Source organism: Catenulispora pinisilvae, assembly GCF_015356865.1.
GTDB classification, from domain to species: domain Bacteria; phylum Actinomycetota; class Actinomycetes; order Streptomycetales; family Catenulisporaceae; genus Catenulispora; species Catenulispora pinisilvae.
The window spans coordinates 1-23,370 of sequence record NZ_JAAFZA010000169.1 but is presented as its reverse complement, the minus strand read 5'-3'; the positions used below and the strand labels follow the sequence as shown (position 1 = coordinate 23,370).

Annotated in this window: 15 protein-coding genes; 11 read left to right on the top strand and 4 right to left on the bottom strand. The window is 68.0% G+C overall.

The window, feature by feature from the left end:
- Nucleotides 1–440: 440 nt before the first annotated feature.
- From IZR01_RS34255 to IZR01_RS34245, 3 genes are all read left to right on the top strand, one after another.
- Nucleotides 441–1,730, top strand: a complete 1,290-nt coding sequence (locus IZR01_RS34255; RefSeq protein WP_194926260.1) for an ABC transporter substrate-binding protein — start codon at nt 441–443, stop codon at nt 1,728–1,730.
- Nucleotides 1,730–2,647, top strand: a complete 918-nt coding sequence (locus IZR01_RS34250) for a carbohydrate ABC transporter permease (protein WP_194891530.1) — start codon at nt 1,730–1,732, stop codon at nt 2,645–2,647. The genes IZR01_RS34255 and IZR01_RS34250 overlap by 1 nt, the downstream gene beginning before the upstream one ends.
- Before the next feature lie 88 nt (nt 2,648–2,735).
- Entirely contained in the window at nt 2,736–3,500 is a 765-nt protein-coding gene (locus tag IZR01_RS34245) for a carbohydrate ABC transporter permease (RefSeq protein WP_194891579.1), read from the top strand.
- A 185-nt stretch (nt 3,501–3,685) separates the two neighbouring features.
- On the opposite strand, the gene IZR01_RS53660 is transcribed toward IZR01_RS34245, so the two are convergent.
- The 4 genes from IZR01_RS53660 to IZR01_RS34225 all read right to left on the bottom strand — a co-directional run bounded on the left by IZR01_RS53660 (nt 3,686) and on the right by IZR01_RS34225 (nt 10,074).
- A complete protein-coding gene (locus IZR01_RS53660; RefSeq protein ID WP_323747173.1) occupies nt 3,686–4,453 on the bottom strand; it encodes an ABC transporter permease in 768 nt (255 codons plus the stop codon).
- Between the two features lie 331 nt (nt 4,454–4,784).
- Nucleotides 4,785–6,518, bottom strand: coding sequence for an RICIN domain-containing protein (locus IZR01_RS34235; RefSeq protein ID WP_194926258.1), 1,734 nt, complete (start codon nt 6,516–6,518; stop codon nt 4,785–4,787).
- 63 nt (nt 6,519–6,581) lie between these two features.
- Nucleotides 6,582–9,023: a glycoside hydrolase family 3 protein gene (locus IZR01_RS34230; RefSeq protein ID WP_194926257.1), complete on the bottom strand. Its 2,442-nt coding sequence runs from the start codon at nt 9,021–9,023 to the stop codon at nt 6,582–6,584.
- A gap of 49 nt (nt 9,024–9,072) precedes the next feature.
- Entirely contained in the window at nt 9,073–10,074 is a 1,002-nt protein-coding gene (locus tag IZR01_RS34225; protein ID WP_194891527.1) for a LacI family DNA-binding transcriptional regulator, read from the bottom strand.
- A gap of 175 nt (nt 10,075–10,249) precedes the next feature.
- Between IZR01_RS34225 and IZR01_RS34220 the strand changes: the two genes are divergently transcribed.
- The 8 genes from IZR01_RS34220 (at nt 10,250) to IZR01_RS34185 (ending at nt 22,356) form a co-directional block, all read left to right on the top strand.
- Nucleotides 10,250–11,554 carry an ABC transporter substrate-binding protein gene (locus IZR01_RS34220; protein ID WP_194926256.1) on the top strand — a complete coding sequence of 435 codons (1,305 nt, stop codon included), beginning with the start codon at nt 10,250–10,252 and terminating at the stop codon, nt 11,552–11,554.
- An 11-nt stretch (nt 11,555–11,565) separates the two neighbouring features.
- Nucleotides 11,566–12,576: a carbohydrate ABC transporter permease gene (locus tag IZR01_RS34215; protein WP_194891525.1), complete on the top strand. Its 1,011-nt coding sequence runs from the start codon at nt 11,566–11,568 to the stop codon at nt 12,574–12,576.
- The gene (locus tag IZR01_RS34210) at nt 12,576–13,478 is read left to right on the top strand and encodes a carbohydrate ABC transporter permease (RefSeq protein WP_194891524.1); all 903 of its coding nucleotides are present in this window, start codon (nt 12,576–12,578) and stop codon (nt 13,476–13,478) included. Before IZR01_RS34215 ends, IZR01_RS34210 begins: the two co-directional genes overlap by 1 nt.
- Nucleotides 13,479–13,487: 9 nt before the next feature.
- The gene (arfA, locus tag IZR01_RS34205; RefSeq protein WP_194926255.1) at nt 13,488–15,002 is read left to right on the top strand and encodes an arabinosylfuranosidase ArfA; all 1,515 of its coding nucleotides are present in this window, start codon (nt 13,488–13,490) and stop codon (nt 15,000–15,002) included.
- 144 nt (nt 15,003–15,146) lie between these two features.
- A complete protein-coding gene (locus IZR01_RS34200) occupies nt 15,147–16,499 on the top strand; it encodes an extracellular catalytic domain type 1 short-chain-length polyhydroxyalkanoate depolymerase (protein ID WP_194926254.1) in 1,353 nt (450 codons plus the stop codon).
- A 66-nt stretch (nt 16,500–16,565) separates the two neighbouring features.
- Nucleotides 16,566–18,635 (top strand): cellulose binding domain-containing protein, encoded by a 2,070-nt coding sequence (locus tag IZR01_RS34195; protein ID WP_228553807.1) that lies wholly within the window; start codon nt 16,566–16,568, stop codon nt 18,633–18,635.
- 88 nt (nt 18,636–18,723) lie between these two features.
- On the top strand, nt 18,724–19,398 hold the full coding sequence (locus IZR01_RS34190; RefSeq protein ID WP_194891520.1) for a hypothetical protein: 675 nt from the start codon (nt 18,724–18,726) through the stop codon (nt 19,396–19,398).
- Nucleotides 19,399–19,728: 330 nt separating this feature from the next.
- A complete protein-coding gene (locus tag IZR01_RS34185; RefSeq protein ID WP_194926253.1) occupies nt 19,729–22,356 on the top strand; it encodes a glycoside hydrolase family 48 protein in 2,628 nt (875 codons plus the stop codon).
- Nucleotides 22,357–23,370: the final 1,014 nt, after the last annotated feature.

The window sequence follows — 23,370 nt, the reverse complement described above, 5'->3', positions numbered from 1 at the left end:
ATGAGCGCCTTCCGGAGAATCACGAGGCGATGGTCACGATCAGCATGATCATGTTGATGGCGCGTCGCCTCGCCAGGCCACGCACGGTGCTATCACGCGCAGCCTGACGGGATCTCGGACAGCCTCTTAGTCGGCCGGCTCGTATCGAGTCCTCCGTAGCCGTTTTTTGATACCGCGCATGCCGTCGTAGGTCTTGTCTTGCGCTCTCAGAGACCTTATCGTCAATCTTCGTCGAAGCGCTTCGATTTCGAAGCCGCTACTCCCGTCCAGGTCCTGACTCGATCGACACTCGCAACCGCCTAGATCTTGTCAACTGACTGCCTTAGGCGCGATAGGTTCCTGCAACGCTGGCTCAACAGGGTTCCGTTGTTGTGTCGGGGCCGGTCACCACTGTGTCGTCGAAACGCTTCGATCTGGTGCGTGAACTGGAGGAAGAGCTGATGTTCGCTGGAGACAGCAGGCGCAAGGCGGTCGCCGTGGCGGCCGCGCTGATCAGCGTGTCGCTCAGCGCGACCGCGTGCGGGAAGTCGAGTTCGTCCTCGTCGTCCAAGGTCCTGAAGCTCTGGTACTACGAGAGTGCCGACAGCGCGATGGGTGTCGCCTGGAACCAGGCGATCAAGGACTTCGAGCAGTCGCACCCGGGTGTCACGGTGCAGTTCCAGGAGAAGACCTTCGAGCAGTTGCAGAAGACGGCTCCGATGGTGCTCAACTCCTCGAGCGCGCCGGACATCCTGGAATACAACAAGGGCGACGCGACCGCCGGCCTGCTGGCCAAGCAGGGACTGCTCACCGATCTCACCCCCGCGGTCGAGAAGTACGGCTGGGACAAGAAGATCACCGGGAACCTGGCGGCGACGTCGCGCTATGCGAACGGCGTGATGGGTTCGGGGCAGTGGTACGGCATCCCCGACTACGCCGAGTACGGCATGGTCTATTACAACAAGGACATGTTCGCCAAGTACGGCCTTCAGGTACCGACCACCTTCGCTGAGTTCACCGCGGCGATGGACACATTCGTGAAGGCCGGAATCACGCCGCTGGCCAGTGCCGGGGCCGAGTACCCGGCGCAGCAGTACCTTTACAACCTGGTGCTGAGCAAGGCCGATCCGACCTGGGTGGACCAGTATCAGATCGCGGGCAAGGCGGACTTCCACGACGCCGCGTGGACGTATGGCGCGAACACCTTGGCCGACTGGGTCAAGAAGGGCTACATCGCGAAGGACTCGGTGGGCCTGAAGGCCACCGACATGGGCACCGCGTTCGAGTCGGGTAAGAGCCCGATGATGGTCTCCGGCAGCTGGTGGTACGGGACCTTCGAGACCGAGATCAAGGGCTTCTCCTGGGACACCTTCCAATGGCCCGGCAACTCGCTGGTTCCCGGCTCGGGCGGAAACCTGTGGGTGATCCCGAAGAACTCCAAGAACGCGCAGCTGGCCGAGGACTTCATCGACATCACCCTGCGCCCGGACATCCAGGCGCTGCTGGCCAACAAGGGCGCGGTGCCGGTGGCGGCGCAGCCCTCTGACATCACCGACCCGAAGGCCAGGGAACTCGTTCAGAACTTCCAGAAGCTTCAAGCGTCGAACGGCCTGGCCTACTACCCGGACTGGCCGACCGCAGGGTTCTACGACACTCTGGTGTCCGCCACCCAGGACATCATGGACGGCAAGGCCGTCGGCGGGCCGCTGGGCAGTCTGCAATCGGCTTACGACCAGGGGTTCTCGCAGTAATGGCGACGGTGATACCCGGTCGTCGGCGCCGTGCCGAACGCGGCTATCCGCTCTTCCTGGTGCCGGCGGCCGTGCTGTTCGTCGCGGTCATCGCCATCCCGTTCGGCATGAACATCGGTATCAGCTTCACCCGCTGGCAGGGCGTCGGTCCCGTGCAGTGGGTGGGGCTGCGGAACTACCAGCGGCTGCTCCACGACTCGGTGTTCTGGGCCTCGTTCTGGCACAACGCCGGGATCGTCGTGGCCATGGCGGTGGTCCCGACGGCGCTCGGGCTGGTCGTCGCGGCCGGATTGTTCGACTTCATCGGCAAGCGCTTCGGGCCGCGTACCGCCAGCCTGCTCCGGGCCTGCATCTATCTTCCGCAGGTGATGCCGCTGGCGGTGATGGGGGTGGTGTGGGGCTGGATCCTGGCACCGCGCGACGGCGTGCTGAACGTGGTGTTGCAGGACGTCGGGCTCGGCTCGCTGTCCCATGACTGGCTCGGGGATCCGAACACCGCGCTCTACACCGTGATGGCCATCCTGGTGTGGATCCAGCTCGGTTTCCCCGTGGTCGTCTTCATGGCCGGGCTCCAGCGGGTGGACCCGGCACTGCACGAGGCCGCCGCGATCGACGGGGCGTCCTGGCGGCGCCGGTTCTGGCACATCACGGTCCCGCAGATGCGGCCGGAGTTCTACGTGGTGCTGTTGATGTGCACCATCGCCGCGCTCAAGGCCTTCGCGCCCATCTATGTCCTGACCCGCGGCGGCCCCGGCGATTCCACGGACATCCCGTCTTACTACGCCTACCAGAACTTCTTCGAGAAGACCCAAGTCGGCTACGGCGCGGCGATCGCGACCGTTCTCACGGTTCTGACACTGATCGTGACGACGGCCTTCCTCGTCGTGCAGAGCCGGCATCAGGGCGAGGAGGAATAGCGTGCCCAAGCCAATCGCCACGGCCGGCGCGCCCGGCCGGCGCGGCGGCCGGGCGGTCCTGGCGGCCTTCATCCTGCTGGCCGTGTTCATGGTGCTGCCGTTCGGCTTCGTCGCGCTGAACGCGCTGAAGACGTCGGCCGACTACAACGCGCACGGTCCCGTGGCCCTGCCCAAGGCGATCAGCTTCGACAACGTCCGGACCTTCTGGAACCTCGTCGACTTCGGCCAGGTCCTGTGGAACAGCGTCCTGATAAGCGGCTGCGTCGCCGTCGGAGCGGTACTGCTCTCGGTCCTCAGCGCCTACGCCATAGGCATCGGCCGGGTCCGGGGCCGGCTCTGGATCCTGGTCGCGTTCCTCGTCGCGAACCTGCTGCCCCAGGAAGGGCTCGTCTACCCGCTGTACTACCTGGCGAAGCAGACGAACCTCTATGACACCAGGCTCGCGGTGATCATCGTCTTCACCGTGATCCAGAGTGCTTTCGGCACCTATCTGCTCTCCTCGGTGCTCAGCGCGTTCCCCCGGGAGATCCTGGAGGCGGCGAAGATCGACGGCGCCGGCGTGTGGCGCACCCTGTGGCAGGTCGTGGTCCCGGTGAGCAGGCCGACGCTGACCGTCATGCTGACCTTCTTCTTCATCTGGACGTGGAACGAGTTCCTGCTGCCGCTGATCTTCCTGGTCTCGAACCAGAACCAGACCGTCCCCGTCGCGCTGGGCGTCGCCCAAGGCGAGCACATCGTGGACGTGACGATGCAGGCGGCGTCCGCTCTCATCGGGATCATCCCGGCGATCGTGTTCTTCCTCATCTTCCAACGGACGCTCACCCGCGGCGTGACAGTGGGTTCGATCAAGTAGGCGGAGCGACCGCGGAGTGCTGCGGCATGTCTGTCGGCTTGGCGGGTGTGGAGCGAGTGAGGTACTGCGGGACCGGTGCCGCGTCGGTACCGGTGTCGCGGACCTGACCGTAGCGGACGATGCCGCGGCCGTCCGGGGCGGCCCAGCACCGTCTTTGCCGCGGCGACCGGCGGCTCTGCTAGGTCCTACTCGGTCCGCAGCGCCGTGGCCGTCCGGGACCGCGCCGCCCAGCCGGCCGGCAGCAGAGCCCCGAGCAGGGCGATCACGATCCCGCCGGCCAGCAGGGGGATGAGCAGCCCGGCGGTGTAGACGTGGGTCACGCTCGGCGGCAGGTGCTCGCCGACCGCGTTCCCCATCGGGGTCAGTGTCGCCTTCTCCACGGCGGTGCCGATCGGCACCCCGATCAGCCCGGCGATCAGGCCGGTGAGTGCCACCGAGGCCAGAACCATCGCAATGGTCTGTTTGGGCGTCATCCCGAGCGCCTTGAAGATCCCCATGTCGTGGATGCGTTTCCGGGTGTCCTGCACGACCACGCTGAGCACGCCGAGCGCGGCGACCGCGATCATCATCAGGGTGAGTGTCGCCACCAGGGCGCTCATGATCATCACCACGGGACTCTTGTTCCCGCCCGGGTTCGCCTTGACCGAGGCGTTCAGCGGGGTCAGCGCGCCGGAGGCAGAGGCGGACCAGTGCGGTCCGCTGACGTTCGAGGCCAGCTCGACGTTGAACTGGTTGATGTGCGGGGTCAGGCCGGCGGCGGTGAAGGTGGCCGCATCCGTCATGACCGAATAGCCGCCCATATGGGTGTCGAAGTCAATGCCGACGACCTTCAGTGACGATTGCCTGTTCTGCTGCACCACGGTGACGTCATCGCCGACGTGGATCCCCACCGCCGAGGCCAGCCGGTCGCTGACCACGGCCTCACCGGGTGCCGAGTACCAGCGGCCGGACACCAGCTCCAGGTTCGTCCAGGAGAAGTCATGCTGGGGGCACCGGGCCCGGCTGGCAGCTGCCGATCTCGGGCGGTCGCGCGGCGGTTCGACGTGGACAGTTCAGCTGGCCGCTGACCGGCGCTGCCGCCCGCCGGCGTTCGTGCTCGCCCCTGGGCAGGCTGCCGACAGCCCGAGGTTCGTGGCGGTCATCCCGGATGAAAACTCCTCGTTGAACGTGATGGAGCGAGCCCGCCGGGCCGGGTGACTGCTTCCCGGCCCGGCGGAGTTCATCGGTCGGCGCGCGGCGGCGGCTCAGCGCGCACTCTGTGGCCTCGGCGCGCACTCTGGCGCCTCAGCGCGCTGTCAGCGTCCACAGGTGGTCGGCGGTGCCGTTGTCGCTCCACTGCAAGACCAGCGCGCCGGCGGACTGACTCATGTTCGTGATGCCGAGGGCCAGGCCGCTGTGGCTGTTGACGATCTTGTACTGGCCGTTGCCCGTGGCGTTGACCGACCACAGGTGGTCCGGCGTTCCGTTGTCGCCCCAGATCAGTGCGTCGGCTCCGTCGGAGGTGCTTTCGTTGGTGATGCCCAGCATGAGGCCGTCGGCCGTGTTCTGGATCTTGTACAGGCCCGATCCGGCCGAGATGAGCTTCCAGGTCTGGGTGCTGCCGCTGCCGGGGGTGGCCTGGACGGCGAGGGTGCCCTGCGCGGTGGCGCCGTTCTGCGTGTCGAGCGCCAGACCGCTGTTGACGTTCTTGATCTGGTAGGTGCCGTCCAGCGTCGGCGATCCGCTGCCGGGGGTGAGGACCAGGTGGTAGCCGTAGGCCGAAGTCATCGACACCGGTACCGTGACCGATCCGTTGGCCACCTGGTAGGTGCCTTGGGAGATGGTCGTCGGCCCGGACACCGCGACGGTGCGCCCGGGGGAGGGGGTGTACTGGAGGTTGGCGGTCACCTGGGAGCTGCCGGAGAACCCTGACAGCGAACTCAGCCCGTTGACGGTGACGGACGTGGAGCCGCTGCCTCCGCCGAACACGACGTCGACCTGGTTTCCCGCGGCGGGGACCGAAGCCACACCGTCCAGGCCGCCGGAGGATACGGTGCCGACCATGTTCCCGGTCATGCCGGCGTACCAGGTGTAGAGCCAGTACGCGCCGTTGGGGCTGCCGCCCTGTCCGGTCAGCAGGTCGCCCAGCGCCCCGGACTGGTTCCAGAACGCCAGCTCGGCGTTGTTGACTCCGAGCCTTTCGAACTGCGCGAGGTAGCCCACCAGATCCCCGGGAACCCCCACCTGGGAGGGGGCCGCGTACTCCTCGATGGCGATCGGCCGCGGGGTGATCCCCAGGTTCTTCTCCAGGTTCGTCACGGTCGCCACGTCACCGGCGATCTTCGTGGAGCTCTCCAGCTCGTGCCAGGCGATGATGTCCGGCACCGTGTTGGTGGCCACCGCGTTCTGCAGGAAGTTCTGCATGTCGCTGATGTTGTCCGAGAAGCTCGGCCCCTGGATCGGGACGTTCGGGGCCAGGGAGCGGACCTGCCGGTACGTCGTGGTCCAGAAGGACTCGAAGGTGCCGTTGGCGGACAGCCAGGTGTTGTCCGGCTCGTTCCACAGCGCGTAGGCGGCCAGGTTCGTGATGCCGGAGGCCTGCACTTGTTGGATCTGGCTCTGTACGACGCCGGGCCAGGTGCTCCAGCTGAACTGGTACGGCCATCCCGCGTAGTAGTCCGACAGGCGGTCCACCAGTTTGGCCCCGGCCTTGGCGGCCTCCGGAGCCACCTTCAGGATGTCGCCGGTGCCCTGCTGGTGGCCGCCGGCGGGCATCTGGACGAAGGTGTTCGGATGCAGCGGCTCGACCAGGTTGTCAGCCGGGGCCGTCGCGGTGGCCAGGCCGTACAACGACCCGGTGGCGACGTGGGTGACCGGACGGTAGGGCTGGTCGGCGTTCACCTGGAGGGTGGCGGTCGCCGCGTGGGCGGGGGAGGGGGCGGCGCTCACGGCCGTCACCGCCGCGGTGGCCAGAGCCAACGCGGCGATCGAGGCTCTCGCCCAGCGGGTGGTGGAGTGGTTCATCAGGCTGTGCGTCATGGCTTCTCCTGATGTAGTCGAATCGATTCGAATCGATGCGTTTCGTAGGGAACGAAGGCGCTATTAGCCCTCGACGACACTCACCTCCGGCTGGAACACGCGGTCGAAGCCGACCTGGCGGCGCGGTCCGACGAGGCGGGCGGGGAGCCGGGTGCGGATGTCCCGGCTGGAGGCGCCGACCCACAGTTCCACCTCGCCCGGCTCGACGATCCGCCGGCCGGCCCGGCCCGTGTAGGACGTGGCGTCGGCGGGCAGGTCGATGAGCACCGTGGAGGTCGTTCCCGGTGCCAGATCGATCCGCGGTGCGGCGATCAGCTGCTGCACCGGACGCGCCACCTCGGCCTGCGGGTCGTGCAGGTAGACCTGGACCACCTCGCTGGTGGGGGACGGGCCGTCGTTCCGCAGCGTCACCGCGAGCCGCAGCGTGCCGTCCGTCGGCCACGTCGCGCCTGCCGGAAGCTCAGATTCCGTCCAGACCGCCGGGTTGTAGGACAGGCCGTGGCCGAAGGGGTACAGCGGCGTCGGATCCACCGTGCTCACGTCGCTGCGCAGGCCGAGCGTGGCCGTGAGGTATGTCGAGGGCTGATTCGCGCCCTCGGCCGGAAAGCCCACCGGCAGCCGCCCGGCCGGGTCCACGCGTCCGGACAGCACGTCCGCCAGCGCGTTCGCCCCCTCCTCGCCCGGCAGGAAGCCGCAGACGATGGCCGCGAGCCGGTCGGCGTACCGGGACAGCTCGTACGGTCGGCCCACCAACAGCACCAGGACGACAGGCGTCCCGGTGGCCAGCAGTGCCTCCAGCAGCTCGCCCTGCCGACCCGGCAAGCGCAGGTCGGAGGCGTCGCAGCCCTCACCGGAGGTCCCGTTGCCGAACAGGCCCGAGACGTCGCCGAGCACTGCGACGCACACCTGCGCCCCGCGGGCCGCCGCGACCGCCTCGGCGATCTGCCGGTCACCCAACTCCCGCAGCGCCTCCTCGTCGACGGCGTCGGCTGCCGCGCCGCGTTCGCTTGCCGCGCCGCCTTCGGCCGCCGCGCGCTCGGCGCGCAAAAGCACGGAGCTCACGGTGTCGGGTACCGGGCAGCCCTGCGCGTAGGTGATCTGGTAGCCGGCCGGATCGGCTTGCAGCGCCTCGAGAACCGTGCGCGCCTCGATGCCCAGCGCGACGTCGGGGTGGTGCACGCCGATGTGCCGGGGGAAGGAGTAGCAGCCGAAGGCGGCGTCCGCGACGTGCGCGCGCGGGCCGACGACCGCCACGCGGCTGCCGGCGGCCAGCGGCAGCGCGCCGTTCTCGTTGCGCAGCAGGACTATCGCGCGCCGCGCCAGCCGTCCGGCCAGCGCCCGGGACTCCTCGTCGTCGAGCCGCGGGTCCTGTTCGGTGAGGATCGGTGGCTCGGGCGACCAGTCGGCGTCGAGCAATCCGAGCTCGCATTTTTGCAGCAGCACCCGCTCCAGTGCCCGATCCACCAGCGAAATATCCGCTTCGTCGGCCTCCAGCGCGGCGATCAGCGGATCGCCGAAGCAGTCCAGGGTCGGCAGCTCGACGTCGATGCCCGCGGCCAGCGCCTGCGCGGCGGCCTGCCCCTTCGAACCCGCGGTGCGGTGCAGGCGGTGCAGGAAGACCACTGAGAAGTAGTCGGAGACCACCGTCCCGGTGAAGCCGTATGTCTCCCGGAGCAGGTCGGTCAGCAGCGCCGGGTCGGCGGCCACCGGCACGCCGTCGTTGTCGGAGTAGGAGTTCATCACCGACCGCGCCCCGGCGTGCAGCGCCATCTCGAACGGGGGCAGGATCACGTCCGCCAGCTCCCGCGGACCGATCGACACCGGGGCGAGATTGCGTCCCGCGCGGGAGGCGCTGTAACCGGCGAAGTGCTTCAGGGTCGCGATGACGCCGGTGGACTCAAGGCCCTGAACGTAGGCCGCGCCAAGCGTGCCGACCAGGTATGGATCCTCCGCGATCGTCTCCTCGATCCGCCCCCAGCGCAGGTCCCGCGCGACATCCAGCACCGGCGCCAGGCCCTGGTGCACGCCGAGCCGCCGCATCGTCGTGCCGATCCGCCTCCCGACCTGGCGCACCAGCTCCGGGTCGAAACTCGCCCCCCAACACAGCGGCGCCGGGTAGACCGTGGCCTGCCAGGCTCCCAGGCCGGTCAAGCATTCCTCGTGCACCAGCGCCGGGATCCCCGAGCCCGCCCTGGCCAGTTCCCGCTGGGTGTTGGCCACCGCGCGCGCCCCGGTCACCGGGTCCACCGGCGCGGTGCCGAAGGGCCGGGTGAGCTGCCCGACGCCGTCGCGCAGCACGTCGGACCAGTCCGCCGGCGGCGACTCTGACGAATGCTGGAACGGCGCGACCTGCCCCGAGGTGGTGTCCGCGCCCACCCAGACCCCGTACAACTGCGCCACCTTCTCCCGCACCGACATGCGCGGTATGAGGTCCTTGACCCGGTCGGCGGCCGGGGCGGCGGAGTCGCGCCAGAGTTCGACGACAGCGGTGTTTTCTATAGCCATGTACGGCTTTCCTTAAGTGGGGAGCATCGATGGTGCGAAGGGGAATCCATCAGGCCGGGGCGGTCGACCCGCGCACGACCAACTCCGTGGCCAGCGTCACGTGGGTGCGTTCCACGGGCTCCCCGCGGATCAGCCGGATCAGCATCTCCACCGCGTGCTCGCCCATCGTCCGGATGGGCTGGTTGACGGTGCTCAGCTGCGGGGTGCACAGCGCGGACTCGGGGATGTTGTCGAACCCGACGACCGACAGGTCCTCGGGCACCCGCAGCCCCAGACCCTGAGCCACCTCGATGGTGGCGATCGCCGTGACGTCGTTGGCGGCGAACACCGCGGTCGGGCGGTGCGGCAAGGTCAGCAGCTCGTGGGCCGCGAGCGCCGACAGCTCCGCGTCATACCCGCCGACCCGGACCAGCGACTCCTGGAACGGCACGCCGGCCGCCGCCAGCGCCTCGCGGTAGCCCTGCTCGCGCAGCTTCGCGGACTCCAGGTCCTTGCGGCCGGTCAGCATCGCGATCCGCCGGTGCCCGAGGTCCAGCAGGTGCTCGGTCGCCAGGCGCGCGCCGCGCAGGCTGTCCGCGTCCACCGTCGGGAAGCCGGAGGAGCCGGTGTGCGGATCGACCGCGACGACCGGCGCGCCGTAGTTCACGTCCACGACGGTGGGGGTGACCAGCACCGCGCCGTCCACCAGCGTGCCGGACAGCCGCGAGAGGTACCGCCGCTCCCAGCCCACGACATCGCCGGTGCGTCCCCCCGCGCTGTAGACGACCAGCTCGAAACCGCTGCCGCGGATCGCGTCCGCCGCGCCCTTGAGCAGCTCGGTGCTGAACGGCTCCAGGTCCGCGACCAGGATGCCGATCACGTTCGTGCGGTGGTTGCGCAGGCTCTGCGCGACCAGGCTCGCCTCGTAGCCGAGCTCGTCGATGACGGCCTGGACGCGGGCCGTGGTGTCCACGGAAACGCCGTAGCGCTGATTGATGACCTTCGACACGGTGGCGACCGAGACGCCGGCCTGCTCGGCGACGTCCCTGATGGTGACTCTGGGTTGCTGCACGCCGCCACGTTAGCGATAGAAATCGTTATCGACAACGATTGACACGACGGAAACGTGCGCGCAAACTCATCGCCATCCCCTGGGGACCCGGCGTCCCCGGTGCTCTCACAGACCCCATCGCCCCCGTTGCCCCGGGGCCAGGTGTGACCATGACGACGGACAGGGAGTTTCCATAGTGACGAGGAAAACACGCACCGTGATGGCCGGCCTGATCGGCTTGAGCGCGGCACTGGCCGCCACCGGCTGCGCCGGCGGCAGCAGCAACGGCGGAGGCGGTGGCAGCGGTTCGGGCAGCGGCCAGGTCAAGCTGACGATCTGGCAGAACTCCACGACCGGCCCCGGTCAGGGGTTCTTCCTGACCGCCGCGAAGGACTATCACACGCTGCACCCGAACGTCACGATCAACGTCCAGACGATCCAGAACGAAGACCTCGACGGCAAGCTCCAGACCGCCCTCAACTCCAACTCCGCGCCGGACATCTTCCTGCAGCGCGGCGGCGGCAAGATGCAGGCGATGGTCAACGCCGGTCAGGTCCAGGCACTGAACCTCACGGCCACCGACAAGGCGAATGTCGGCGCGGTGGCTCTGGCGGCCGAATCGATCGACGGCACGGTCTACGCGGTGCCGATGGACACTCAACCCGAGGGTTTCTACTACAGCAAGGACCTGTTCCAGCAGGCCGGCATCACCGCGACCCCGACGACGATCGACGAGCTCGAAGCCGACGTCGCCAAGCTCAAGGCCATCAACGTCGCGCCGATCGCGGTCGGAGCCAAGGACGCCTGGCCGGCCGCGCACTGGTACTACAACTTCGCCCTGCGCGAGTGCAGCCAGGCCACCATGACGAGCACGGCCAAGTCGCTGAAGTTCACCGATCCGTGCTGGACCAAGGCCGGCGACGACGTGGCCGCGTTCCTGAAGGTCAACCCCTTCCAGAAGGGCTTCCTGACGACCTCGGCGCAGCAGGGCGCCGGCTCGTCGGCGGGCCTGCTCGCCAACCACAAGGCGGGCATGGAACTCATGGGCAACTGGGACCCCGGGGTGATCGCCAGCTTGACCCCGGACCAGAAGCCGCTGCCGGACCTGGGCTGGTTCCCCTTCCCCGCCGTGGCCGGAGGCCAGGGCGACCCGACCGCCATCATGGGCGGCGCCGACGGGTACTCGGTGTCCAAGAAGGCGCCGAAGGAGGCCTTCGAGTTCCTGGAGTTCCTGGCGACCAAGGACGAGCAGGAGTCCTACGCCAAGGCTTTGGACGCGATCCCGGTGAACCCGGCGGCCCAGGCGGCCGTCACCGACCCCTACAACATCTCGACCCTGCAGGCGTTCACCAAGGCCGCCTACTCGATGCAATACCTTGACACGCAGTTCGGGCAGAATGTCGGCAACGCCATGAACACCGCCGTGGTGAGCCTGATGGCGGGCCAGGGCAGCGCCGCCGACATCGTCTCGGCCACCAAGAGCGCCGCCGCGAGAGGCTGAGTAAGCAGACGATGAGCGACACCGTGGGTACCGACACGGACATCGAGCGCCGGCCGCGGGGCACGGCCGGAGCCGGGAGCCCGGCCACACCGGCGCCCCCGGCCGCGCGCCGCCGCCGCGGCCGGGGCCGGATGCGACTGGAGATCGCGGTCCTGTCCGGACCGCCGATCATCGTTTTCGTGGGATTCGTGATCTTCCCGGTCCTGCTCGCCGCCTACTACGGCTTCTACAAATGGCAGGGCTACGGCCCGGCCACCGACTGGGTCGGCCTGGACAACTACCGGCTGATCCTCACCGACCCCGCGTTCCAGCAGGTTCTGTGGCACAGCTTCCTGATCCTGGGGCTCTCGCTGGTCATCCAGGGCCCGCTGGCGATCGGGCTGGCGATCCTGCTCAACCAGAGGATCCGCGGCCGCTCGATCATCCGGGTCCTGATCTTCGTGCCCTACATCATCTCCGAGGTGATCGTCGGCACCGGCTGGTCGCTGATGCTACAGACCACCGGCGCCCTCAACGACCTGCTGAAACACGTCGGACTTGGCTCCCTGCAGAACGACTGGCTCGCGAATCCTAAGCTGGCCATCTGGACACTGATGGCCATCATCTCCTGGAAGTACGTCGGCTTCGCGGTGATCCTGATGCTCGCCGGCTTGCAGTCGATCCCCGACGAGCTCTTCGAGGCCGCGCAGATCGACGGCGCTTCCTACTGGCAGATGCAGCGCCGCATCACGTTGCCTTTGCTGGGACCGACGATCCGCATCTGGGGACTGTTGTCGATCATCGGCTCGCTCCAGCTGTTCGACCTGGTCTACATCATCTGGGGTCAGTACGTCTCGGGCACCGCGGGCACCTCGACCATGGCGATCTACATGGTCGCGCAAGGCCGCGACGCGGGCCAGTACGGCTACGGCAGCGCCGTCGCGGTCGTGATGTTCCTGATCTCGTTCCTCGTCGCGCTGCTCTACCAGCGCTTCGTCCTGCGTCGTGACCTGCGGGGCGCCGTCACCGAAGGAGTCAACTGATGAGCGTGAGGACCGCCGACTCCCGGTTCGCCTCCGCCGCGCGGCCCAGGACGCCCATCGGCCGACGCGGCGATCGTGACAAGCCGGCGAAGTGGGGGAATCCCTTCGTCTACTTCATCGCGCTGCTGTTCATCGCGGTCTGCGTCGCACCGGTGCTGTACATCGTGCTCGGCGGCTTCCGCACCAATGCACAGATCACCACCAGCCCGGCCGGCCTGCCGCACCCCTGGGTGTTCAGCAACTACGGCAACGTGCTGAAGTCGGTGACGTTCTGGGGGGAGTTCGGCAACTCCGCCATCGTCGCGATCGCCAGCACCGTCGGCATCGTGATCCTCGGCCTGATGGTGAGCTTCGTGCTCGCGCGCTATGACTTCAAGCTCAAGGGCGCGATGTACTCCCTGTTCGCCGCCGGCTTGATGTTCCCGCTGGTCATCGCGATCACCCCGCTGTACATCGTCATCAAGGACCTGGGGCTCATCGACAGCCTGGCCGGCGTGATCATCCCGCAGATCGCGTTCGGCCTGCCGACGACCGTCATCATCCTGGTGCCGTTCCTGCGGGCCATCCCCAGGGAGATCGAGGAGGCCGCCACGATCGACGGTGCCAGCCGGCTCGGGTTCTTCTTCCGCATGGTGATGCCGTTGTCGCTGCCCGGCGTGGTGACCGTCGGCATCCTGGCGTTCATCGGCAGCTGGAACAACTACGTCCTGCCCCTGTACATCCTCAACTCGCAGGCGAACTTCACGCTGCCGCTCGGCGTTCAGGCGTTCTCCTCGCAGTACTCCCAGGACACTGCGAAAGTGCTCGCGTTCACGTCGCTGGCGATGCTGCCCGCGCTGATCTTCTTCTCCATATTCCAGAAGCGGATCGTCGGTGGTCTCACCGGCGCAGTGAAGGGATGAGGTCCGACCTTGCCTCGCGCACACATCACGCTCGACAAGCACGCCGTCATCGCTCCGGTCCGGCGCCGAACCTTCGGTTCGTTCGTCGAACACCTCGGCCGCGGCGTGTACACCGGGCTTTACGAGCCGGAGCATCCGAGCGCGAACGACGACGGGTTCCGCATGGACGTCGTCGAACTCGTCCGCGAGCTCGGTAGCACGACGATCCGCTATCCGGGCGGCAGCTTCGTCTCCGGCTACCGCTGGGAGGATGCGATCGGCCCGCGCGAGAAGCGCCCGGTGCGCCGCGACCTGGCCTGGCACTCCCTGGAATCGAACCAGGTGGGCCTGGATGAGTTCGCCCGGTGGCTCAAGCTCACCGGCTCGGAGCCGATGCTGGCGGTCAACCTCGGCACCCGCGGCATTCAGGCCGCTTTGGACCTGCTGGAATACGCCAACCACCCGTCCGGCACGGCGCTGTCGGACCTGCGCGTCGCCAACGGCACGCCGGAGCCGCACAACGTGCGCATGTGGTGCCTCGGCAACGAGATGGACGGACCGTGGCAGACCGGCTTCATGACCGCGCAGGACTACGGCAAGATCGCCGCCCGCACCGCCGCCGCGATGAAGACGGCTGACAAAGACCTCGAACTCGTCGTCTGCGGTTCCTCCGGGTCGGGCATGCCGACGTTCGGTGATTGGGAGCGCACGGTCCTGGAGCACAGCTACGACCATGTCGACTACATCTCGTGCCACCAGTACTACCAGGAGCACGACGGCGATCTCGGCTCCTTCCTGGCCTCGGCGGTCGACATGGAGCTCTTCATCGACACCGTCGTGGCGACCGCCGACCACGTGGGCTACAAGAAACGCTCCACCAAGAAGATCGACATCTCCTTCGACGAGTGGAACGTCTGGTATCTCAAGGAGCATCAGGAGTCTGGGGAGGTCAACGACGAGTGGCGCCACGCCCCTCGCCAGCTTGAGGACGTCTACACGGTGGCGGACGCCGTCGTGGTCGGCAACCTACTGATGACACTGCTAAAACGTGGCGACCGCGTCACCTCGGCATCACTCGCGCAGCTCGTCAACGTGATCGCACCGATCATGACCGAGCCCGGCGGCCCGGCCTGGCGGCAGACGACCTTCTACCCGTTCTCGATCACCAGTCGGCTCGCCGCCGGCGAGGTGATCAGACCTCTGATCGACGCGCCGACGTACACGACGGCACGCCACGGCCAGGCGTCCGTCGTCGACGCCATCGCGACCGTGGACGAGGACCAGGCCGCGGTCTTCCTCGTCAACCGCGACCTGGCGCAGGCCGCGCAGGTCACGGTCGACGTGCGCAGTCTGGGCTCGGCGCGCGTCATCGAGGCGGTCACGCTCGCCGACTCCGACGCGTACGCGAAGAACACGCTCGCCGAACAACGGCGGGTGATCCCGCGTGCGAACCCGAGCGCGACGATCTCCGAAGGCGTGCTCAGCATCGACCTGCCGCCGGTGTCGTGGACGGCGATCGCGCTCCGGCAAGCCGCGGGCGACTGATAGCCCGGCCGGTGAAACTTCCGCGTTACGAATCGATTCGACACAGGTCCAGCGCGTGTGCGTCGGGGCAGCGTTGACGCACTGTCCGCTCCCGGACCTAAATCACCGTTAGCGCCAACATTCGCCCACGGACTAAGAGGTCCCATGTTGCGACCCCGCTCCCTGAAATCCCGCCTGCTCGGCCTGCTCGTGGCAGTCACGGCCGCGGTCGGTGTGAGCCTGCCCGCCGCGCCCCAGGCCGCCGCCGCCTCGCTGACCCAGGTCACGAACTTCGGCACCAACCCGAGCAACCTGGCGATGTACGTCTACGTGCCGAACAACGTCAAACCGGATCCGCCGATCCTGCTGGCCCTGCACGGGTGTCAGGGCTCTGGTCCCTACCTGTACTCCAGCACCGATTTCGGTTCGCTGGCCGACCAGTACGGGTTCATCGTCATCTACCCCTCCACCAACCCCGGCGGAAGTTGCTGGGACGTTTCCTCGGATCAGGCACTGACGCGCAACGGCGGCAGCGACCCGGTCGGGCTGATGTCGATGATCACGTACACCGAGCAGCACTACGGCGGGAACTCGAACGCCGTGTACGTCACCGGCGAGTCCTCGGGCGGGATGATGACCAACGTCATGCTCGCCGACTACCCGGACGTCTTCAAGGCCGGGTCGGCTTTCATGGGCGTGCCCTACCACTGCTTCTACACCGGCACGGTCAAGGGCTGGAACGGGCCCTGCGCCGGCGGCCAGGTCTCCATGACCCCGCAGCAGTGGGGCGACCTGGCGCGCGGCGCGGACCCCGGCTACACCGGGCCGCGGCCCAGGATGCAGTTGTGGCACGGCACCGCCGACACCACCTTGAACTACAACAACCTCGGCGAAGAGATCAAGCAGTGGACGAACGTGCTGGGGGTGAGTCAGACCCCGTCGTCGAGTGACACCCCGGTCGCCAACTGGAACCGGACCCGCTACAACAACAGCGCGGGCGTCACTCAGGTCGAGGCGTACAGCATCGTCGGCGCCGGGCACCAACTGCCGATCCAGGGCACGCAGATGGCCGCCTACGCCATTCACTTCATGGGCCTGGACGGCAGCGGCACGACTGGCGGCGCCACCGGCGCGCTGCACGCGGTGGGCGCGGGCAAGTGCCTGGACGATCCGAACTCGACCACCACCTTGGGTACCCAGCAGCAGATCTACGACTGCAACGGCCAGGCCAACCAGAGCTGGACGCACAACGCCTCGAACGAGCTGTCGGTGACGGTCGGCGGCAGCACCCTGTGTCTGGACGCCAACGACAAGGGCACCGCCAACGGCACCAAGGCGATCCTGTGGTCCTGCAACGGCCAGAGCAACCAGCAGTGGACGCTCAATGCCAACGGCACGGTCACCGGCGTCCAGTCGGGTTTGTGCCTGGACGTGACCGGAGCCTCCACTGCCGACGGCGCCCTGGCCGAGCTGTGGTCGTGCAACGGCGGCGGCAACCAGCAGTGGACCCTCGGATAGCGCCGATCCGCCGATCCGCTGATCCGCCGATCCCGAGTCGAATCCCGTAGTGGAAGGAGCATGAGCATGTCCGTACTGACAAGACGTACCGATCGCCGCAAGATCGTGTCGCTCGCCGCGAGCCTGAGTGTTCTGGGCGCGTGCACGCTGGCGGTCGTGGTCCCGTCCGGACCCGCGTACGCGGCGGACAGCGCGTCGATCAACGGAGCGACGACGTACCAGACGATGGCCGGGTTCGGCGCCTCCGAGGCGTTCGGCGAGGCGGGCACCGTGATGAACGCCCCGTCGGCGGTCCAGCAGCAGGCTTTGGCCGACCTGTACAGCCCGACCACCGGAGCCGGGCTGACGATTCTGCGCAACGAGATCGGCGCGGACTCGGGTAATACGATCGAGCCGAACAACCCCGGCGGCCCGAACGCGGCGCCGAACTACGTGCCGATGTCGCAGACCGGCCAGGACCAGGGCCAGCTGTGGTTCGCTCAGCAGATCAAGGCCCGCTACGGCGTCACGAACGTCTACGCCGACGCCTGGAGTGCTCCGGGCTACATGAAGACCAATAACTCCGCGGACAACGGCGGCCAGGTGTGCGGTTCGGCGGGCGCTTCCTGCTCCAGTGGTGACTGGCGCCAGGCGTACTCGAACTACCTGGTGCAGTATGCCAAGGACTATGCCGCGGCAGGGGTGCCGCTGACCTACGTCGGCCCGTCGAACGAGCCCGACTTCAGCGCCAACTACGACAGCATGACGATGAGCCCGGCGCAGATGGCCAGCGTGCTGGATGTGCTGGGACCGACGGTGAAGAACTCCGGTCTGTCCACGCAGGTCTCGTGCTGCGCCGCCACCGGCTGGCCGAAGGCCGGCCAGTACGCCGCCGCGATCGAGGCGGACCCGACCGCGCTGGCCGACACCGCCGTGGCCACCGGCCACGGCTACAGCGGCGCCCCGACCTCGCCGCTGCCGGGCTGGACCAAGCAGGCCTGGGAGACCGAGTGGTCCACCTTCGACGGCTTCAGCACCGCCTGGGACGACGGCTCCGACGCCTCCGGAATGTCCTGGGCCCAGAACATCGACCAGGGCCTGACCGGCGCGAACCTCAGCGCGTACCTCTACTGGTGGGGCAGCACCACAACCTCGGAGAACGGTGACAACGAAGGGCTGCTGGAGATCAACGGCAACTCGGTCGTCCCCACCGGCCGGCTGTGGGCCTTCGCCAACTACAGCCGCTACATCCACCCCGGCGCCGTCCGCATCGGCGCGAGCAGTTCCAACAGCGCGGTCGACCTGAGCGCGTTCAAGAACCCTGACGGCTCGCTGGCGGTCGTGGCGCTCAACACCGGCAGCGGCTCCGACGCGATCAACTACTCGCTGGCGAACACCGGTGTCGCCAACGGCGCCACGGTGACGCCGTACCTGACCAACAACTCCAACAGCGTCGCGGCTCAGGGCACGACGACGGTCGCCGGCGGCGCCTTCAGCGCGACCGTGCCGGGCCGCTCGCTGGTGACGTATGTGATTCCGGCCGGCACCGTGACCGGCGGCAACACTGTCACGGTGACCAGCCCGGGCAGCCAGACCGGGACGGTCGGCACGGCGGTCACCGGCGTGCAGATCCAGGCCGCCGACTCGGCGGCCGGCCAGACGCTGACCTACACGGCCGGCGGACTTCCCGCCGGGCTGTCGATCTCATCCTCCGGCCTGATCACCGGGACGCCGAGCACGGCGGGGACCTCCACCGTGACGGTGACCGCGACCGACTCCACCGGCGCCGCCGGCTCGGCCACGTTCTCCTGGACGGTCTCCGGCGGCGGGGGCGGAGGCACGGGCACCTGCCACGTCGACTACGCCAGAACCAACGAATGGCCGGGAGGCTTCACCGCCAACGTCACGATCAGCAACACCGGGACGACGGCGCTGAACGGCTGGACCGCGGGCTGGACCTTCCCCGGCGATCAGAAGATCACCAACGCCTGGAGCGCCACCACCACGCAGAACGGCGCCGCTGTCAGTGCCACCAATGCCGCCTACAACGGCTCGATCGCGCCGGGGGCGAACACCTCGTTCGGGTTCCAGGGCACGTTCACCGCGAACGACAGCTCTCCGACGAGCTTCACCGTCAACGGAGCCGCGTGTAGCTGACAGGTGGGCTGACGCGATGTGCGGGCGATGTGCGGGCGAGGCTGGGCCCCTGCTTTGTTAGATGAGCCTTACCTAATATCATGCGTCCGTGACCACCGCGACCTCCGTGAAAGCCGTCGTCGAGACGCCGCTGTCCATCGACCATGCCGTGCCGGGCTCCGATGCCCGGCCGGCGTGGCGTTCCGCGCTCCGGCCCGGGCGTCGGTCGGCGTCCCGGGACGCACAGTTCCCGGCGACTCGCGCTTTCGACTCCGACCGCGCGGCCTGGCAGGCGATCGCGGTGTGCCTGGGCTGGTCGGCGATGATCGTCGCGGCCCATCACACGCGGACCGGGCCGGTCGGCCATCGCACGGCTCTGGTCCTGCATCTGGTGAGCCTGGCGGTCGGGTTCGGCACGGTGCTCGCGGTCGACGCCTGCGGTCTGGCCGTGCTGGCCGGGCGCCGCACGATCGGCTGGATGCTGCGCTTCTCCGCGCGCGCCGACGCCTTGATCTGGGCCGGTTTCACAGGGCTCGGCGTCTCCGGGGTCTTCCTGGACCCGAAGTTCGGAAACGCCGCCACGCTCGTGAACCTCTACGCGGTCCTGGTCGTCGGGCTCAACGGCGTCTATGCCGGCACGGTCCGCGACCGTATTCCGGTGCTCGCCGACGACGCCGGGGTGCAGGACCTGCCGCGTTCGCTACTGCTGCGCGCGCTGGGTTCCGGCCTGCTGTCGCAGGCGGCGTGGTGGACCTCCATCATGATCGGCACCTTCGCTTCCTGACCCGAGGGCTTCCCCGCCGGAGTCGCGCGTGTAACTTTCACCGCCGACGCGCCGGCGACCCATCCCGACCTGCTTCCTGATCATGGGCTCTACCTGCTGTTTCTTGCCGCGAGGCGGAGATCGCGAAGTGTCGACAGTGTTGACAGCTGGTGTCGCCGAGCCGAGCATCACCGGTGATCGAGGGCGTTGACGTCGACGTCGGCATCAGCCACGACATCCGCCACGACATCAGGCACGAAATCAGCGCCGAGGTATCGCACTCGGCGCCACCAGCAGCCCACTTTTCTGCCGGCCCGCATCTCGGCAGATCCGGCGAAGCAGAGGTCCTTCATGTCCAAACAGCTGTCTCGCAGGCAGTTCGCGACCGCGGCCGGCGGAGCCTTTCTGGCGACCGCCATCGCCCCTGCCGTCACGCGGGCGGCGAGCGCCGCTCCCGCCGCGGCGCCGGCCGCCACGGATGCCTACACCCAGCAGTTCCTCACCCAGTACAAGAAGATCAAGGATCCTGCGAACGGCTACTTCAGCGCGGCCGGGATCCCGTACCACAGTGTCGAGACCCTGATCGTCGAGGCGCCGGACTACGGGCACCAGACGACGTCGGAGGCGTTCAGCTTCTGGATGTGGCTGGAGGCCACCTACGGCCGGGTGACCGGGGACTGGACGGCGTTCAACAACGCGTGGACGACGGCCGAGCACTACATCATCCCGCAGCACGTCGACCAGCCGTCCAACAGCTCCTACAACCCGAGTTCGCCGGCGACCTACGCCCCGGAGTGGCCGGATCCCAGCAGCTATCCCAGCCCGCTGAACACCTCGGTGGCGGTCGGCCAGGACCCGCTGGCCACCGAGCTGTCCTCGACGTACGGCACCTCGGACATCTACGGGATGCACTGGCTGATCGACGTCGACAACAAGTACGGCTACGGCAACACGCCGGGTACCGGGGGAGAGGCCGGCCCCACCGCGACCGGGCCGTCGTACATCAACAGCTACCAGCGCGGCGCGGCGGAGTCGGTGTGGAAGACGATTCCGCAGCCGACCACGGACCTGTTCCAGTACGGCGGTCCGAACGGCTACCTGGATCTGTTCGTCGCGCAGTCCGGCGCCTACTCGAAGCAGTGGAAGTACACGACCGCCCCCGACGCCGACGCCCGCGCCGTCCAGGCAGCGTATTGGGCCTATAACTGGGCCTCGGCGCAGGGCGCGCAGGGCCAGATCGCCGGCTCGGTGGCGAAGGCCGCCAAGATGGGCGACTTCCTGCGGTACTCGCTGTTCGACAAGTACTTCAAGCAGATCGGGAACTGCACCAACGCCTCCACGTGCGCGGCCGGCACCGGCCGAGGATCGGAGCACTACCTGCTGGCCTGGTACTACGCCTGGGGCGGGGCCGAGCCGGGGGGCGGCTGGGCCTGGCGGATCGGCGACGGCGCCGCGCACCAGGGGTATCAGAACCCGCTGGCCGTCTGGGCCATGTCGAACGTGGCCGCCCTGACTCCCATGTCGCCGACCGCGAAGAGCGACTGGACCGCCAGCCTGACCCGGCAGATGGAGTTCTACCAGTGGCTCCAATCGGCCGAAGGCGCCATCGCGGGCGGCTGCACGAACAGCTGGGAGGGCCAGTACGGCGTGCCGCCCACGGGTGACTCCAGGTTCTACGGCATGGCCTACGACTGGGAGCCGGTCTACCACGACCCGCCGAGCAACAACTGGTTCGGCATGCAGGCCTGGTCGATGGAGCGGCTCGCGGAGTACTACTACGTGACCGGCAACGCCACCGCCAAGAAGATTCTGGGCAAGTGGATCGCCTGGGCCGCCTCCGTGACCACGGTCACCGCCACCAGCTTCCAGATCCCCTCCACCCTGGGCTGGTCCGGCCAGCCGGACACCTGGAACCCGGCGAGCCCGGGAACCAACGCCGGGCTGCACGTGTCGGTCGCCGAGTCCGGCAGCGACGTCGGGGTAGCCGCCGCCTACGTCAAGACCCTGACCTACTACGCCGCCAAGTCCGGCGACAGCGCGTCCGCCGCCCTGGCCAAGAGCCTGTTGGACGCGATGGCGACGTACGCCGACACAGCGGGCATCGCGACGCCGGAGATCCGCACCGACTACAGCCAGTTCAACGGCCCGGTGTACGTACCGTCCGGCTGGTCGGGCAAGATGCCCAACGGCGACCCGATCGCCCCCGGCGCCACCTTCATCTCCATCCGCTCCTGGTACAAGACCGACCCCGCCTGGCCGAAGGTACAGGCCTACCTCAACGGCGGAACCGCGCCGACCTTCACCTACCACCGCTTCTGGGCCCAAGCGGACATCGCCATGGCCTACGCGGTGTACGGCGAACTGATCGCCGGCGGCGGCGGCGACACGACCCCACCGACCGTGCCCACCGGGCTGACCGTCACCGGCACCACGAGCAGCAGCGTCTCGCTGTCATGGACGGCCTCGACCGACAACGTCGCGGTGACCGGCTACAACGTGTACCGGGGCACCACACTAGCCGGAACCACGACCACGACGACCTTCACCGACTCGGCCCTGACCACCTCGACCCACTACACCTACACCGTCTCGGCCTACGACGCCGCAGGGAACGTCTCGGCGGCCTCCACCGCCGTCACCGCGACCACCGGCACCGGCTCCACCGGAGGCGGCGGCCCGACCTGCACCGCGACGTACACCGTCAGCAGCGACTGGGGCAACGGCTTCAACGGCAACGTGACCATCACCAACACGGGCACCACGGCGACCAAGTCCTGGACGGTCACCTGGACCTGGGCCGGAAACCAGACCATCACCAACGTGTGGAACGCCGCCGAGACGCAGACCGGCAAGGCCGTGACCGCGACCAACGCCGCGTACAACAACGTCATCGCGCCCGGGGCCAGCACCAGTTTCGGCTTCGGCGCCAGCTACTCCGGGACCAATGCCGCGCCCACGGTCACTTGCACTGCTACCTGAGTGGTTAGTGGCGCGTCGGGCAACCTTTGCGCGGTAGGTCGCGGTAGCTCGCGGTAGTTCACGCCGTGCCGGTCGCCGGTTGGGATTTGTTCCCGGCCGGCGCTGCGGGGCAGCGTGACACGGTGCTGAGGCAAGGATGCGGGGTTTCTTTTGGGGCTGGAGTTTGCGGGGCGGGTTGCGGTTGGGTTGTGGGTTGAAAGGCGATTTTTACGGCCTTCGGTCATAGGTAAGCCGGTTCGGGGTTCGGGGCGGCGGGTGTGTTTGTCGGCTGCCGGTTTTCGCGTTCACGACCCCGCCGCACCTCAGGCCTCTTCAACTCCGGCAAGTTGGAACAAGAGCAAGAGCCAGATCAACTACAAGATCACAATCAAGAGCCAGATCAAGGTCAAGAGCCCTGGTGAAGAGCCCGGCGCCTCCGGCGGGGGCTCTTGGCTCCCTCGGGGAACTGGCGCGGTTCCATAGGGTGGTCGAGCCAGTCTCAGCGGCGGCGGTCCCTGAGGTGGCTACGGTCCGTTCCCCACGGTCGCGTCGTCAGCCCCAAGGGGTACAGCGCCGGTGTCCGGGAGTAAAGTCCGCGCGCTTGCGGTCGGGGCTGCAAGCTGCGGTTGGTATAGCGCGAACTTGACTCCCGGCCACCGGCGCTGTAGGCGAAGCCCTGCCGACGCGACCGAGGGGAACGAACCGAAAACCGCCCGGAGAAGTACAAAACTGGTGGTGCGGTACCGGCAGCTTGGCGAGCTCGGCCGCCGGTCCCGGTGCTGGCAGCGCGGTAGTCCCGAAACCGCGCATCCTGGGTCGGCGGGCGCGGCTCGGAGACCGGGTCCACCGCAGTGGTGGAGAAGATCCCGGGTGCCGGCTGCGGCGACACGCCCGAGCGCGTTTCTATTCGCATGGATGTCAAGAACCGGCCACAGGGGGGGCGCATTTCATTAACACGCTGACTTGATCTAGTGGCCGAGGGCGGCGGTGAGGCGGTCCGGGGTGCGCAGTGGTTGTTCAGCGGGGGTGAAGGCG